Genomic DNA, 15872 nt, shown 5'->3' with positions numbered 1-15872 from the left:
GTACACAGGAGGACGGGACGATGGCGGGCGAAGAGCGGGTGGAGCAGGAGAGTTCGGTCCCGGCGGAGGCGCGGGAGGAGCACGCGCTGCTGGCCGAGCAGATCGAGGAGCACCGCTTCCGGTACTACGTGAAGGACCAGCCGGTCGTCAGCGACGCCGAGTTCGACCGGCTGCTGCGCTCCCTGGAGGCCCTGGAGGACGAGTACCCCCCGCTCCGCACCCCCGACTCCCCGACCCAGAAGGTCGCCGGGCCGTACATCACGGAGTTCACCTCCGTCGAGCACCGGGAGCGGATGCTCTCCCTGGACAACGCCTTCGACGACGAGGAGCTGGCCGCCTGGGCCGACCGGGTCGCCAAGGAGACCGGCACCCCCGACCATCACTTCCTGTGCGAGCTGAAGGTCGACGGCCTCGCCGTCAACCTCACCTACGAGCACGGCCGCCTCACCCGGGCGGCCACCCGCGGCGACGGCCGCACCGGCGAGGACATCACCCCCAACGTCCGGACGATCGCCGAGATCCCGCACCGTCTGAAGGGCGAGGACATCCCGGCGCTCGTCGAGATCCGTGGCGAGGTCTTCTTCCCCATGGAGGGCTTCGAGGAGCTGAACGCCCGGCTGGTCGCCGCCGACGACAAGCCCTTCGCCAACCCGCGCAACGCGGCCGCCGGATCGCTGCGCCAGAAGGACCCCAAGGTCACCGCCTCCCGCCCGCTGCACATGGTGGTGCACGGCATCGGCGCCCACGAGGGCCTGAGCATCGACCGCCTCTCCCAGGCCTACGACCTCCTGCACGCCTGGGGCCTGCCCACCGCCCGGCACAACAAGGTCGTCGACTCCCTCGCCGGCGTACGGGAGTTCATCGCGTACTTCGGCGAGCACCGGCACTCCGTGCAGCACGAGATCGACGGTGTCGTCGTCAAGCTCGACGAGATCCCGCTCCAGGGCCGCCTGGGCTCCACCTCGCGCGCCCCCCGCTGGGCCATCGCCTGGAAGTACGCCCCCGAAGAGGTCAACACCAAGCTGGTCAACATCCGCGTCGGCGTCGGGCGCACCGGCCGCGTCACCCCGTACGCCCAGGTCGAGCCGGTCGAAGTGGCCGGTTCCGAGGTCGAGTTCGCCACCCTCCACAACCAGAACGTGGTCAAGGCCAAGGGCGTCCTCATCGGCGACACCGTGGTCCTGCGCAAGGCGGGCGACGTCATCCCGGAGATCCTCGGCCCCGTCGTCGACCTGCGCGACGGCACCGAGAAGGCCTTCGAGATGCCGACCCACTGCCCCGAGTGCGGGACGGAGCTGCGCCCGATGAAGGAGGGCGACATCGACCTCCGCTGCCCCAACGCCCGCACCTGCCCGGCCCAGTTGCGCGAGCGTGTCTTCTACCTCGCCGGGCGCAAGAGCCTCGACATCGACCACTTCGGCTATGTGGCCGCCGCCGCCCTGACCCGCCCGCTGGAGCCCGCCGAGCCCGTCCTCAAGGACGAGAGCGATCTGTTCTCGCTCACCGTCGAGCAGCTGCTGCCGATCCGGGCGTACGTCCTGGACCAGGACAGCGGGCTGCCCAAGCGCGACCCGAAGACCGGAGAGGAGAAGATCGCGACGGTCTTCGCCAACCAGCAGGGCGAGCCGAAGAAGAACGCGGTGGCCATGCTGGAGGGCATCGCCGCCGCCAAGGAGGCACCCCTCGCCCGGATCCTCACCGGCCTCTCCATCCGGCATGTCGGGCCGGTCGCCGCCCAGGAGCTGGCCCGCCAGTTCCGCTCCGTCGACCGGATCGACGAGGCGACCGAGGAGGAGCTGGCCGCCGCCGACGGCGTCGGGCCGACCATCGCCGCCTCGGTCAAGCAGTGGTTCGCCGAGGACTGGCACCGCGAGATCCTGCGCAAGTGGCGCGAGGCCGGGGTGCGGATGGCCGACGAGGGCTCCGACGAGGACGAGGGCCCCCGCCCCCTCGAAGGCCTCACCGTCGTCGTCACCGGCACCCTCGCCACCCACACCCGCGACGGCGCGAAGGAAGCTCTCCAGGCGCTCGGCGCGAAGGTCACCGGATCGGTGTCCAAGAAGACCGCGTTCGTGGTCGTCGGCGACAACCCCGGCTCCAAGTACGACAAGGCGATGCAGCTGAAGGTGCCCGTGCTCGACGAGGACGGATTCGCGATCCTGCTCGAGGACGGACCCGAACGCGCCCGGGAAGCAGCCCTGTCCGACCCGGAAGCCGCTCCCGAGGCCGCTCCGGATGCCGGCGGAGCGTAGACGGGGGCGTGGACGGGGAGTGACCGTCCGCCGGACCGTCGTTCGCTCCCCGTTTCCCGGATCGAGACGCCTTCGAGACGATGCCCCGGCGTGGCGCGCTTCGTGCGGGGAAGGAAACGGGGCAGAGGGGTGAAGAAGGGTCGGGCGCTCCCCGAATGGCCCTGCCGTACCACCCGTTCGGGCCAATAGCAGATGGTGACGGGTGGTCGGTTCGCATTCGGGCAAGAGCTGTAGAGCGCTGCCCCTGGAAGCCTTTCGCGGCCTACTGTTGAGAGGTGCGCCCGCCGTGCACGGCCCTCGACCGGGCCGTGGTGCCACGGAAGCGGGCGCCACCGAGGGTCATCGGCACCGCCGGCTGTGAGAGGGACGGAATGAAACCGACCGAGAGCGCCGCCCCGGTGTCGCGGCTGCAAGGTTTCGTCGGCCTCACGCCCCCGGTGGGCGCCGCCGTCGTGGGGATCGCCGCGTTACTGCTGGCGGTCGGGTCCTACCGAACGGTCCAACAGGGCCACGCACTCTTCCCGGACGGAGTGGTGGGCTGGTCCCTCGCCGTGCTCACCGGGATCATCGTCGGCCATCTGGTGGCCCTCGGCCGCGACCGGTGGTGGGGCGGCACCGGCTCCGGCGCCGCCCTCACCCTCGCCGTGCTCCTGCTGTACGGCTGGCTGCCGGCCGTCCTGGTCAGCCTCGCCGTCGTGGTGCTCGTCGGGACCGCCCGCCGGCACCGCTGGTGGCAGGGGCTGCTGCACGGCGGGGTCGACATGCTCGGCATCGGCGCGGCGGCGCTCGTGCTGGCCGCGTTCGGCGTGGCCCCCACCGTCGAGGAGCCCTGGCGGCCACTCGACTGGGGCATCGCGGCCGTCCCGGAACTGCTCCTGACCGCGTCGACGTATCTGCTCGTCACCCGGGTCCTCCTGTGGTACGCCCAGGCACCTCACAACGGCGGGCTGCCGACCATCGCCCGCACCGCGATGCTGCGCCAGGGACTCGTCGCCGTCGCGCTCCTCGGGCTCGCCCCGCTGATCTGCGCCGTCGCGATGTCCATGCCCATACTGCTGCCGCTCTTCGCGGTGCCGCTGATCGCCCTGGACTCCACCCTCTGGATCGCCCGCGCCCGCGCCGAGGAGCAGCTGCGCGACCCGCTGACCGGGCTGCCCAACCGCCAGTGGCTGCTGGAGCGGACCTGGTCGGCGCTGGAGGACGCGGAGTCCATCGGAACCCGCTCCGCGCTGGTCCTCATCGATCTGGACCGCTTCCGCGCGGTCAACGACACCCTCGGCCACCTCGCCGGGGACCGGCTGCTGCTCCAGATAGCGGAACGCCTGCGGCTCGCCCTGCCGCGCGGCGCGGAGGCGGCCCGCCTCGGCGGCGACGAGTTCGCCGTCCTCCTCCCGCACACCGACTCCACCACCAGCGCCCAGCAGGTCGCCCGCCACCTCGTCGCCGAGCTGTCCTCACCGCTCGACCTCGACGGGCTCACCCTCGTCCTGGAGGCCAGCGCCGGGGTCGCCGTCTACCCCGACCACGCCCTCGACGCCGAGGGCCTGCTGCGCCGGGCGGACGTCGCGATGTACCAGGCCAAACGGGACCGCACCGCAGTGGAGGTCTACGAGTCCAAGCGGGACAGCAACACCCCCGACCGGCTCGGGCTCCTCGGCGATCTGCGCCGGGCGCTGGACGCGGGAGAGGTCGAATTGCACTACCAGCCCAAGGTCCGCTTCGACGGGCAGGTCGCGGGCCTTGAGGCCCTGGTGCGCTGGGTGCACCCGGAGCGCGGCCGGGTCCCCCCGGACGAGTTCATCGCCATCGCCGAGTCCTCCGGACTGATGCCGCACCTCACGGAGTACGTCCTGGAGACGGCGCTCGCCCAGGTCGCCCGCTGGCGGGCGCAGGGCCTGTGCGTGCCCGTCGCGGTCAACGTCTCCCCGCGCGACGTCCACACCCCCGGCTTCGCCGGAGGCGTCGCGGCCCGCCTCGCCCGCCACGGCGTGCCCGCGGGAGCGCTCCAACTGGAGATCACCGAGCATGTGCTGCTGGAGGACCCGCAGCGCGCCGCCGACACCCTGGCCGGGCTCACCGCGCACGGCGTCAAGATGTCGCTGGACGACTTCGGCACCGGCTACTCATCCCTGGTCCACCTGCGCCGGCTCCCGGTCAGCGAGCTGAAGATCGACCGCTCCTTCGTGGCCCGGCTGGCCGTCGACCACGAGGACGCGGAGATCGTCCGCTGCACCATCGACCTGGCCCACTCGCTCGGCCTGGTCGTCGTCGCCGAGGGCGTCGAGGACGACACGACGTGGGAGCGGCTGCGGGATCTGCGGTGCGACGCGGTGCAGGGGTGGCTGGTGGCGGCCGCGATGCCGCCGCAGGAGACCACGGCCTGGCTGCGTGCGCGCGGCGAGCACGGCTGGCGCAGGCCAGCCGAGCTGAAGGCCCAGGCGGCGGCCGCCGCGGGGTCGGCCACGGCCTCGGCGACCGGCTCGATGAACGGGTCGCTCAACGGCGCGGTGAACAGCACGGTGAACAGCGCCGCGGAGACCGACACCGCCTGAAGATCCCGGGGAGTGGAGCCCGCACAGGCGTAGCCCGATCGGGCCGGGGCACCCGTCCCCCCGAGACCCCATAGGATTGGGCCAAAACCACACACCAACCCCTGAGGATCGCTGCATGCCTGGCATCACGCGCGAGGAGGTCGCCCACCTCGCCCGGCTGGCGCGTCTGGAGCTGAAGGGCGAAGAGCTCGATCACTTCGCCGGTCAGCTCGACGACATCATCGGCGCGGTCGCCCGCGTCTCCGAGGTCGCCGACCAAGACGTACCGCCGACCTCCCACCCGCTGCCGCTGACCAACGTCATGCGCGCGGACGAGGTCCGTCCGTCGCTCACCCCCGCGCAGGCGCTCTCCGGCGCCCCGGCCCAGGAGCAGCAGCGTTTCAAGGTGCCGCAGATCCTGGGGGAGGACTAACCGCCATGACGGACATCATCAAGCTCACCGCGGCCGAGATCGCCGCGAAGATCGCCTCCGGCGAGCTGACCGCCGTCGAGGTCACCGAGGCGCACCTCGCCCGGATCGACGCCGTCGACGAGAAGGTCCACGCCTTCCTGCACATCGACCGCGAGGGCGCTCTCGCCCAGGCCCGTGCCGTGGACGCCAAGCGCGAGGCGGGCGAGAAGCTCGGCCCGCTGGCCGGCGTCCCGCTCGCGCTGAAGGACATCTTCACCACGAAGGACATGCCGACCACCGTCGGTTCCAAGATCCTCGAAGGCTGGGTCCCGCCGTACGACGCCACGCTCACGCAGAAGCTGCGCGACGCCGACGTCGTCATTCTCGGCAAGACCAACATGGACGAGTTCGCCATGGGGTCCTCCACCGAGAACAGCGCCTACGGCCCCACCGGCAACCCGTGGGACCTCACCCGGATCCCCGGCGGCTCCGGCGGCGGCTCCTCCGCCGCCCTCGCCTCCTACGAGGCCCCGCTCGCCATCGGCACGGACACCGGCGGCTCGATCCGCCAGCCCGCCGCCGTCACCGGCACCGTCGGCGTCAAGCCCACCTACGGCGGCGTGTCCCGCTACGGCATGGTCGCCTTCTCGTCCTCCCTCGACCAGGGCGGGCCCTGCGCCCGTACGGTCCTGGACGCGGCGCTGCTCCACGAGGCGATCGCCGGGCACGACCCGCTGGACTCCACGTCCATCGACGCGCCGGTCCCGCCGGTCGTCGAGGCCGCCCGCAACGGCTCCGTCCAGGGCATGCGCGTCGGCGTCGTCAAGCAGTTCCGCGGCGAGGGCTACCAGGCCGGTGTGCTCCAGCGCTTCGACGAGTCGGTCGAGCTGCTGAAGTCGCTGGGCGCCACCATCGTCGAGCTGGACTGCCCGTCCTTCGACCTGGCGCTCTCCGCGTACTACCTGATCGCCCCGTCCGAGTGCTCCTCCAACCTGGCCCGCTTCGACGCCATGCGCTACGGCCTGCGGGTCGGCGACGACGGCACGAAGTCGGCCGAGGAGGTCACCGCCCTCACCCGCGAGGCGGGCTTCGGCGACGAGGTCAAGCGCCGCATCATCCTGGGCACGTACGCGCTCAGCTCCGGCTACTACGACGCGTACTACGGCTCGGCCCAGAAGGTCCGCACCCTCATCACCCAGGACTTCGAGAAGGCCTTCGAGCAGGTCGACGTGATCGTCTCCCCGACGACCCCGACCACCGCCTTCCCGATCGGCGAGCGCGCCGACGACCCGATGGCGATGTACCTCGCGGACCTGTGCACCATCCCCACCAACCTGGCCGGCAACTCCGCCATGTCGCTGCCCTGCGGCCTGGCTCCCGAGGACGGCCTGCCGGTCGGACTGCAGATCATCGCCCCCGCCATGAAGGACGACCGGCTGTACAAGGTCGGATCCGCCGTCGAGGCCGCCTTCGTGGAAAAGTGGGGGCACCCGCTGCTTGAGGAGGCTCCGTCGCTGTGAGTGCCATGGCAAAGAAGGCCAAGAACTTCCAGAAGTCCAAGACGGGCGCGTACATCGCGATCGGCAGTACCGCGTTCGGCGCGATCAGTGTCGTCAAGCAGGCGAAGCTCGCCCGCAACGACAACGACGTGCTGCGGCTCGTCGACGCGGCCGTCTCCGCGGCCGCCATCGTCACCGGACTCGCGATCCTCTATCGCGAACTGAAGCGTCTCGGCGACGACGACGTCCTGCTGGGCTGAGAGGGAAAGTTTCACCGTGACTGTCACTGACCTGGTGTCGTACGAGGACGCGCTCGCGTCCTACGACCCCGTCATGGGCCTCGAAGTCCATGTCGAGCTCGGCACCAAGACCAAGATGTTCTGCGGCTGCTCCACGGAGCTGAAGCAGGACGCCAACTCCCAGACCTGCCCGGTCTGCCTCGGACTGCCCGGCGCCCTGCCGGTCGTCAACGAGATCGGCGTGGAGTCGGCCATCAAGATCGGTCTCGCGCTCCACTGCGAGATCGCCGACTGGTGCCGGTTCGCCCGGAAGAACTACTTCTATCCGGACATGCCGAAGAACTTCCAGACCTCGCAGTACGACGAGCCGATCGCCTTCAACGGCTATCTGGACGTCCAGCTGGAGGACGGCGAGATCTTCCGGGTGGAGATCGAGCGCGCCCACATGGAGGAGGACACCGGCAAGTCGACGCACGTCGGCGGCGCCACCGGCCGTATTCACGGCGCGTCCCACTCCCTGCTCGACTACAACCGGGCCGGTATCCCGCTCATCGAGATCGTCACCAAGCCGATCGAGGGAGCCGGGGCCCGTGCCCCCGAGGTCGCCAAGGCGTACGTCGCCGAGCTCCGCGAGCTGATCAAGGCCCTCGGGGTCTCCGAGGCCCGCATGGAGATGGGCCAGATGCGTTGCGACGTCAACCTGTCGCTGCGCCCCAACGGGACCGAGAAGTTCGGCACCCGCTCCGAGACGAAGAACGTGAACTCGCTGCGTTCCGTCGAGCGGGCCGCCCGCTTCGAGATCCAGCGGCACGCCGCCGTGCTGTCCTCGGGCGGCACGATCGTGCAGGAGACCCGGCACTTCCACGAGGAGGACGGCTCCACCACGGCCGGCCGCATCAAGGACAACGCCGAGGACTACCGCTACTTCCCCGAGCCGGACCTGGTCCCCGTCGCGCCCGCGCGCGACTGGGTCGAGGAACTGCGCAAGGGCCTCCCCGAGCTGCCCCGGCTGCGCCGGGCGCGGCTCAAGGAGGAGTGGGGTGTCTCCGAGCACGACATGCAGTCCATCCTCAACGCGGGCGCGGTCGACCTGATCGTCGCCACGATCGAGGCGGGCGCCCCTGCGGACCAGGCCCGCAAGTGGTGGATGGGCGAGCTGGCCCGTAACGCCAACGAGACCGGCCGCGGCCTGGACGAGCTCCCGATCACCCCGGCGCAGGTCGCCCGGGTGGCGGCGCTCGTCGCCGCGGGCGACCTCAACGACAAGCTGGCCCGCCAGGTCATCGAGGGCGTCCTCGCGGGCGAGGGCGACCCCGACACCGTCGTCGAGAAGCGCGGCCTGAAGGTCGTCTCGGACGAGGGCGCGCTGTCCACGGCCGTGGACGAGGCCATCGCGGGCAACGCGGCCATCGCGGACAAGATCCGCGGCGGCAAGGTCGCGGCGGCGGGCGCGCTCGTCGGCGCGGTCATGAAGGCCACCCGCGGACAGGCGGACGCGGCGCGCGTGCGCGAGCTGATCCTGGAGAAGCTCGGCGTCGAGGGCTGACCGCCTGATCGTCCCCGAAGGGGCGGTGCACCCGTACGTACTCACGTACCCACGGGCGCGCCGCCCCTTCGGCCGTGAGCCGTACGCCATCGCGGACGCGTCGGCCCCTCGTGCTTCGCAGCACCTTGATCGATCCCCTGAACCACCCTGAGAGTCCCCCTGAACACCATCACCGCCGAGATCGTCTCCTTCGCCCTGCTCCTGGGTGTCCTCGCCTTCGCCGTCCTGCGCCCCCGGGGCCTGCCGGAGGCGACCGTCGCCGTGCCCGCCGCCGTGCTCGTGGTGGCCCTGGGCGCGGTGTCCTGGCCCGAGGCGCGGGAACAGGTCGGCGAACTGCTGCCCGTCGTGGGCTTCCTCGCGGCGATCCTCGTGCTGGCCCAGCTCTGCGCGGACGAAGGGCTGTTCCGGGCCGCCGGTGACTGGGTCGCCCGCGCCTGCCGGGGGCAGACGCGCCCCCTCCTCGGCGGGGTCTTCGTCGTCGCCTCGATCGTCACCGCCGTCCTCAGCCTGGACGCCACCGTCGTCCTGCTCACCCCGGTCGTCCTCGCCACCGCCGCCCGGGTCGGCGCGCGGCCCCGCCCGTACGTCTACGCCTGCGCGCACCTCGCCAACTCCGCGTCCCTCCTGCTCCCCGTCTCCAACCTGACCAATCTGCTGGCGTTCACCGCGAGCGGGCTCTCCTTCACCCGGTTCGCCGCGCTGATGGCGCTGCCCTGGCTCGCCGCCATCGCCGTCGAGTACGCCGTCTTCCGCCGCGCCTTCAAGGACGACCTGGCCGCCGGGGCGCACGCGCCGGATCCCGAGGCGGAGCGCACGCCGGTCCCTGTCTTCACGCTCGTCGTGCTGGCGCTGACCCTGGCCGGGTTCGTCGTGACCTCGTTCGAGGGCGCCGAGCCGCTGTGGGCGGCACTGGCGGGGGCCCTGGTGCTCGCCGTACGGGCGCTCGCCAAGCGGGAGACCACGCCGCTCGCCGTCGTCCGCTCGGCCAACCCGCTGTTCTGCGTCTTCGTCCTCGCGCTCGGCGTCGTCGTCAAGGCGGTCGTCGACAACGGCCTCGGCGACGGGATCGCCGCCCTGCTGCCGGACGGTGACACCCTGCCCGCCCTCCTCGGCGTCGCCGTGGTCGCGGCCCTGCTCGCCAACGTGATCAACAACCTGCCCGCGATCCTCGCCCTGCTCCCGATCGTCGCGGCGGCGGGGCCCGGGCCGCTGCTCGCCGCCCTGATCGGGGTGAACCTCGGGCCGAACCTCACGTACGTCGGATCGCTGGCCACGCTCCTGTGGCGGCGCATCCTGCACGTGCACGGGGACGCCCCCGAGCTGGGCCACTTCACCCGGCTGGGGATCGCGACCGTACCGGCGACGCTGCTGGCCGCCACCCTCGCGCTCTGGGGGTCCCTGCACCTCATCGGGGTGTGAGAACGCCGTCACTCCGGGTTGGACTTTCGGGCCGGACCTCTTGGACGTTCACCACCGGGCCGCGCACAGTCCTTCCCGACGCCACCCGGTCTGACTAGCTTCCCGGCTGTAACCACCGGAACCAGGAGGCTCTCTTGACCACGGACATGTCACGGCGACGGCTCTTCGCGCTGGGCGGCGGCGCACTCGGCGCCGCTGCGGCCGGATCGTTCCTGCCGCCGTCGCTCCAGGCCGCCATCGCCGCGCAGCCCGCCCACGCGGGGTCCGGCGGGCTGGGGTCGATCAAGCATGTGGTGATCCTGATGCAGGAGAACCGGTCCTTCGACCACTACTTCGGCACCCTGCGCGGCGTACGCGGCTTCGGCGACCGCAACGCCGTGGAGCTGCCCACCGGCGGGACCGTGTTCGAGCAGCCCGGGGCGGCCGGCTCCACCGTGCTGCCCTTCCCGGTGCGCGGGGCGGCCGAGGAGCAGAAGAAGGACCTCCAGTACATCGGCGCCCTCGACCACTCCTGGAGCGGCGGCGCGAAGGCCTGGGGCGGCGGCTGGATGAACGGCTGGATCAGCGCGAAGACCGCGGCCACGATGGCGTACTACGACCGCCGCGACATCCCGCTCCACTACGAGCTGGCCGACACCTTCACCGTCTGCGACGCCTACCACTCCTCCATCCACACCTCCACCAGCCCCAACCGCAACCACCTCTGGAGCGGGAAGACCGGCTTCGAGGCGAACGGGAAACGGGCCGTCGGCAACGACGCCTACAACGAGGGCACCCACCCCGGCTACGACTGGTCCACCTACGCCGAGCGGCTGGAGAAGGCCGGGCGCAGCTGGCGGACGTACACCGAGTGGGAGAACTTCACCGACAACCAGATCGAGTTCTACGCCACCTTCAAGGCCATAGCCCGCAAGGCACTGGCCAAGACCGGCGGCCACACGTACATGGAAGCCTTCTACGCCAAGGTCCGCGGCGCGTCCGAGGCCGAGCGCACCCGGCTCCTCGGGCTGCTGGACGAGGGTGTCACCACGCTCACGAAGCAGGAGCGCAGCCTGTTCGAGCGGGGGCTGCGCCGGGTGCCCACCGGGACGCTCGCCGAGGAGTTCGCGAAGGACGTGGCCGCCGGGACGCTGCCGGAGGTCTCCTACCTGGTCCCCTCGGCGGTCGACTCCGAGCACCCGAGCACCTCGTCGCCGGTGCACAGCGCCACCATCGTCTACAAGATCCTCGACGCGCTCGGCAAGCACCCCGACGTCTGGCGGCACACCGCCGTGCTGATCAACTACGACGAGAACGACGGCTTCTTCGACCACGTCCCGCCGCCCGTCGCACCCCCCGAGGTGACCGAGGAGCAGTGGGAGGGCCGCCCGACCGGCCTCGGGATCCGGGTGCCGCTGCTGGTCGTCTCGCCGTGGACCGTCGGCGGATACGCCTGCTCCGAGGTCTTCGACCACACCTCCGTGATCCAGTTCCTGGAGCGCTGGACCGGGGTGAAGGAGCCCAACATCGGCGACTGGCGACGCCAGGTCACCGGCGACCTCACCTCCGCCTTCGACTTCACCCGGGCCCGCCGGCAGCCCGCCGTGCAGACGCCCGGGGCGATCCCGCCGTTCGAGGGCCGCTGGCAGCCGAAGCCGCCCGCCGTCCAGCACCTCCCCGAGCAGGAGCCCGGCGTACGCCCGGCGCGCCCGCTGCCCTACCGGCCGGACGCCCAGGCGCGGCGGACCGACGGCGGACTGCGGGTGGAGCTGGACAACAGCGGCCGGTCCTCGGCGCACTTCGCGCTCTACCCGTACGCGGACGAATTCCCGGCCCCGCAGCACAAGGACGTCCGGGGCCGGGCCCACTGGGCGGTCCCGGTGGCGGGGGAGGCGTACCGCTTCACGGTCACCGGGCCGAACGGCTTCCGGCGCGAGTTCGCCGGACCGGCCGACGGGGGAGCGGAGGTCGCCAGCCGCATCGACCACCGCGACCGCGACATCCACCTCACCCTGCGCAACACCGGCCGCCGCCCCCTGACCTTCCTGGTGCGGCCGCTCGGCTACGTCGACGAGGACGACGTACGGGACTGGACCCGCCGTGTCACGGTCAAGCCGGGCCGCAGCCGGTCGCTGGTGCACTCGGCGGCCGACGCGCACGGCTGGTACGACCTCGACGTCACCGTCGACGGGGAGGACGGCTTCCGGCGGCGGCTCATGGGGCACATCGAGAACGGCCGGGCGAGCGTCTCGGGCTGACCGACCGCAGAGGCCCCAGGGCCTGATCTGCCCCGTATAAGGGGCAGATCAGGCCCTGTGACCATGGCCACGAAACGGACAAAGGATCACGATCTGCTGTCAGAGTTGGCGGTCTCAGGTCATGAGACGTTTACGGGCAGATCACGTTATCTGCGGGTAAAGGTCCACGAACCCGCAGGGAGCTCGTCCGTTGGCTGCCATCGCCCGCTGGTGCATCAGGCACCGTCTCGTCGCCGTTCTCATCTGGCTCGCCGCCCTCGGCGGCACCGCCGCAGCGGCGGGCATCGCCGGTTCGGCGTACTCCAACGACTACGAGGTCCCCGGCACCGAATCAGGCCGGGCCACCGAGCTGCTCTCCCGCGGCTTCACCGACCTCGGCGGTGACACCGACACCGTCGTCTGGCACACCACCGACTCCACGGTCAGAGCCGCTGACGTCGAACAGACCATGACCCGCACGCTCCACGCGATCGAGGACCTGCCGGGCGTCGGCGCGGTCACCGGCCCCTACGGCACCGCGGGCCCCGGCCAGATCAGCCAGGACGGCCACACCGCCTACGCCACGGTCACGTTCGACCGCCCCGCCGACGAGATCCCCGCCTCCCAGGCCCAGGCCCTCGTCGACACCGCGAAGGCCGCCGAGGCCGACGGACTCCAGGTCGAGCTGGGCGGCACCGCCGTCGCCCTCACCGAAGCGCCGTCCGCCCACGTCGCCGAGGGCATCGGCGTGATTGTCGCGGCCGTCGTGCTCTTCCTCGCCTTCGGCTCGCTGGCCGCCAGCCTGCTGCCCATCGCCACCGCCCTGGTCTCCGTCGGCACCGCCTACGCGGGCACCGTGCTGCTCGGCCATCTGATGACCGTGGCCGACTTCGCCCCGATGCTCGGCATGCTCATCGGGCTCGGCGTGGGCATCGACTACGCCCTGTTCATCGTCACCCGGCACCGCAGAGGACTCCGGCGCGGCATGTCCGTGCCGGAAGCGGCTCAGAACGCCGTCGCGACCACCGGCCGCGCCGTCGTCTTCGCCGGGGTCACCGTCTGCATCGCCCTGCTCGGCATGCTGATCCTGCGGCTCGACTTCCTCAACGGCGTCGCCATCGCCGCCTCGCTCACGGTCGTCCTCACCGTGCTGGCCTCCGTCACCCTGCTGCCCGCCCTGCTCTCCCTCATCGGGATGCGGGCCCTCAGCCGCCGCGAACGCCGGCAGCTCGCCGAACACGGACCGCGCCCCGAACTGCCCACCGGCTTCGCCGCCCGCTGGTCCGCCTTCGTCGAGCGCCACCCCAAGCTCCTCGGCGGGGTCGCGGCCGTCGTCATGCTGGTGCTCGCCCTGCCCGCCCTCGGTCTCCACCTGGGCACATCGGACCAGGGCAACAACCCGGCCACCGCCACCACCCGGCAGGCCTACGACCTCCTCGCCGACGGCTTCGGGCCCGGCGTCAACGGCCCGCTCACCATCGCCGCCCAGCTCGACGGCGCCGACGACCGGCTCGCCCTGGACTCGCTGCCCGAGAAGCTGCGCACCACCGAGGGCGTCGCGTCCGTCAGCCCGGTCACGTACAACAGCGGCGGCGACACCGCCTTCCTCACCGTCGTCCCCGACTCCTCGCCCCAGTCGCAGGAGACCAGCGAGCTGGTCGACCGGATCCGGGGCGACGTGCTGCCACCGGTCCGGGACAACACCTCGCTGGAGGCCCATGTGGGCGGGGTGACGGCGAGCTACGACGACTTCGCCGAGATCATCGTCGGGAAGCTGCCCCTGTTCGTCGGGGTCGTCATCGGGCTCGGCTGTCTGCTGCTGCTCCTGGCCTTCCGGTCCATCGGCATCCCGATCAAGGCCGCCGTGATGAACGTGGCCGCCGTCGCCTCCTCCTTCGGCGTCGTCGTCGCCGTCTTCCAGTGGGGCTGGGGAAGCGAACTGCTCGGCCTCGGGAGCGCCGGGCCCATCGAACCCTTCCTCCCCGTGATCATGGTCTCGGTCCTCTTCGGACTCTCCATGGACTACCAGGTCTTCCTGGTCGGCCGGATGTACGAGGAGTGGCTGGAGACCGGCGACAACCGGCGTTCCGTACGGGTCGGCCTCGCCGAGACCGGCCGGGTCATCAACTCCGCCGCCGTGATCATGATCTCCGTCTTCCTCGCCTTCGTGCTCAGCGGCGACCGGGTCATCGCCATGTTCGGCATCGCGCTCGCCACCGCCGTCGCCCTGGACGCCTTCGTCCTGCGCACCCTGCTCGTGCCCGCGCTGATGCACATGCTCGGCGGCGCGAACTGGTGGCTGCCGGGCTGGCTGGAGAAGCGGCTGCCCCGGATCTCCATCGAGCCGCCCGACTGCGTACCGCTCCATGCGAAGATCCCCGGGGCGCGCGCCACCGAGGAGGGTGTCGCGCAGACGGAGGAGGAGCACGATGTTCGCCATATCCCTGGGTGACGACAAGGCGGAGCTGCGACCGCTGGAGGTCTGGCAGGACGAGGAGTTCCTCGCCCACATGGACCGGGCCCGCGAGCTGGTCGACCCCTGGATCCCCTTCGCCTCCTTCGCCACGGACCGGGACTCGGCCCGCGCCCTGCTCCAGCGGTACGCGGAGAAGCAGGCGGCGGACACCGGGCGGCTGTACGGGATCTGGCTGGACGGCACCCTCGTCGGCGGCGTCCTCTTCCGGATCTTCGACACGGCGTCCGGCAACTGCGAGATCGGCGTCTGGCTGGAGCCCGCCGCCCAGGGCCGCGGCCTGATCACCCGCGCCGCCGAGCGCCTGATCGACTGGGCGGTGTACGAGCGCGGCATGCACCGCATCGAGTGGGACGCCTCCGCAGCGAACACGAAGTCGATCGCGGTGGCGAAGCGGCTGGGCATGACCCGCGACGGGGTGATCCGGCAGAACTACCTCTACCGGGGCGTACGCCACGACTCCGAGATCTGGTCGGTGCTCGCCCCGGAGTGGAAGGCCCGCACCGGGCGCTGAACCCCGGCGCACGCCCGGCGTTAAGGGGGCTCTCATCCGGGCCCCCTAGCGTGCGGCGCATGAACACCACCCCCTCCAAGACGACGAACCCCGACGAGACGGCTGCCGCGGAGGACGCGGCGACGAAGGACACGGAGACGAAGGACGCCCTGGGTACGGCGTCGGAGGCCGACGACCTCGGCGAGCAGGCCGTCCGTGACGACGCGGCCGACGACGGCGTCCAGGACGAGGACCTGGAGCCCGACCCCTTCGAGACGGCCCGGCACGGCGTCGGCGCGGGCGCGGCGGCCGTCGTCTCCGCGGCCCTCGGCGTCGTCGCCCTGACCGGCGCGTGGACCGGCCGGGTGGCCGCCGAGCGCGAGACGCTCATCGGCCAGATCAAACTCTCCGGCGGCGGCAGCCCGGCCCAGCAGATCTCGGAGATCTACGGGGACGCCTGGCACACCACGGCCCTGGTCAACGGCGTCTTCGCCGTGCTGGCCCTGCTCGTCGGCGTCGTCGTCCTGGTCCGCCCCGCCTTCGGCGCCCCCGCCGACCGGCCGCAGCCCGCCTGGGTCCGCGCGGTCGCCCTGGCCGGTGTCGCCCTCGGCGTCCTCGGTGTGCTGATCTCCGCGGGCATGTACTTCGACCTCTTCGCCTCCCTGCCCAGCGCGGGCACCCCGGCCGGCGGCTGACCGGGCCCGAGCACCCGCGTAAGGCGGGCGGGCCCGCCTCCTAAGGCCCCCGACCACCCCTCGGGCAGAGGACGGGCCCGCCTAAGGCTTACGCGGG

11 protein-coding genes are annotated in these 15872 nt (G+C 71.7%); all 11 read left to right on the top strand.

Translation table 11 applies throughout. The features are described 5' to 3' along the window. The first annotated feature begins 20 nt into the window (after nucleotides 1–20). The 11 genes from ligA to D3105_RS14015 all read left to right on the top strand — a co-directional run bounded on the left by ligA (nucleotide 21) and on the right by D3105_RS14015 (nucleotide 15775). Nucleotides 21–2252, top strand: coding sequence for an NAD-dependent DNA ligase LigA (ligA, locus tag D3105_RS14065; RefSeq protein ID WP_118903565.1), 2232 nt, complete (start codon nucleotides 21–23; stop codon nucleotides 2250–2252). 371 nt (nucleotides 2253–2623) lie between these two features. Beyond that, nucleotides 2624–4804: a putative bifunctional diguanylate cyclase/phosphodiesterase gene (locus tag D3105_RS14060; RefSeq protein WP_118903564.1), complete on the top strand. Its 2181-nt coding sequence runs from the start codon at nucleotides 2624–2626 to the stop codon at nucleotides 4802–4804. 115 nt (nucleotides 4805–4919) lie between these two features. After that, the gene (gatC, locus tag D3105_RS14055; protein WP_003966094.1) at nucleotides 4920–5216 is read left to right on the top strand and encodes an Asp-tRNA(Asn)/Glu-tRNA(Gln) amidotransferase subunit GatC; all 297 of its coding nucleotides are present in this window, start codon (nucleotides 4920–4922) and stop codon (nucleotides 5214–5216) included. Between the two features lie 5 nt (nucleotides 5217–5221). Beyond that, nucleotides 5222–6715 carry an Asp-tRNA(Asn)/Glu-tRNA(Gln) amidotransferase subunit GatA gene (gene gatA / locus D3105_RS14050; RefSeq protein ID WP_118903563.1) on the top strand — a complete coding sequence of 498 codons (1494 nt, stop codon included), beginning with the start codon at nucleotides 5222–5224 and terminating at the stop codon, nucleotides 6713–6715. A gap of 5 nt (nucleotides 6716–6720) precedes the next feature. Continuing rightward, nucleotides 6721–6954, top strand: coding sequence for a hypothetical protein (locus D3105_RS14045; protein WP_030580164.1), 234 nt, complete (start codon nucleotides 6721–6723; stop codon nucleotides 6952–6954). A 16-nt stretch (nucleotides 6955–6970) separates the two neighbouring features. Next, nucleotides 6971–8479 (top strand): Asp-tRNA(Asn)/Glu-tRNA(Gln) amidotransferase subunit GatB, encoded by a 1509-nt coding sequence (gene gatB, locus D3105_RS14040; RefSeq protein ID WP_118903562.1) that lies wholly within the window; start codon nucleotides 6971–6973, stop codon nucleotides 8477–8479. A gap of 180 nt (nucleotides 8480–8659) precedes the next feature. Beyond that, nucleotides 8660–9898 (top strand): SLC13 family permease, encoded by a 1239-nt coding sequence (locus D3105_RS14035; protein WP_425315737.1) that lies wholly within the window; start codon nucleotides 8660–8662, stop codon nucleotides 9896–9898. Between the two features lie 134 nt (nucleotides 9899–10032). Beyond that, the gene (locus D3105_RS14030; protein WP_118903560.1) at nucleotides 10033–12135 is read left to right on the top strand and encodes a phosphocholine-specific phospholipase C; all 2103 of its coding nucleotides are present in this window, start codon (nucleotides 10033–10035) and stop codon (nucleotides 12133–12135) included. Nucleotides 12136–12325: 190 nt separating this feature from the next. Beyond that, nucleotides 12326–14566: an MMPL family transporter gene (locus D3105_RS14025; protein WP_118903559.1), complete on the top strand. Its 2241-nt coding sequence runs from the start codon at nucleotides 12326–12328 to the stop codon at nucleotides 14564–14566. Then, complete coding sequence (locus D3105_RS14020) at nucleotides 14544–15101, top strand: GNAT family N-acetyltransferase (protein WP_118903558.1); 558 nt, start codon at nucleotides 14544–14546, stop codon at nucleotides 15099–15101. Before D3105_RS14025 ends, D3105_RS14020 begins: the two co-directional genes overlap by 23 nt. A gap of 59 nt (nucleotides 15102–15160) precedes the next feature. Continuing rightward, nucleotides 15161–15775 (top strand): hypothetical protein, encoded by a 615-nt coding sequence (locus D3105_RS14015; protein WP_118903557.1) that lies wholly within the window; start codon nucleotides 15161–15163, stop codon nucleotides 15773–15775. Nucleotides 15776–15872: the final 97 nt, after the last annotated feature.

It is taken from the genome of Streptomyces globisporus, assembly GCF_003501885.1.
Classification (GTDB): Bacteria; Actinomycetota; Actinomycetes; order Streptomycetales; family Streptomycetaceae; genus Streptomyces; species Streptomyces globisporus_D.
Note: the sequence above shows the minus strand (reverse complement) of the source record. Positions and strands in the feature narration are given on the sequence as shown.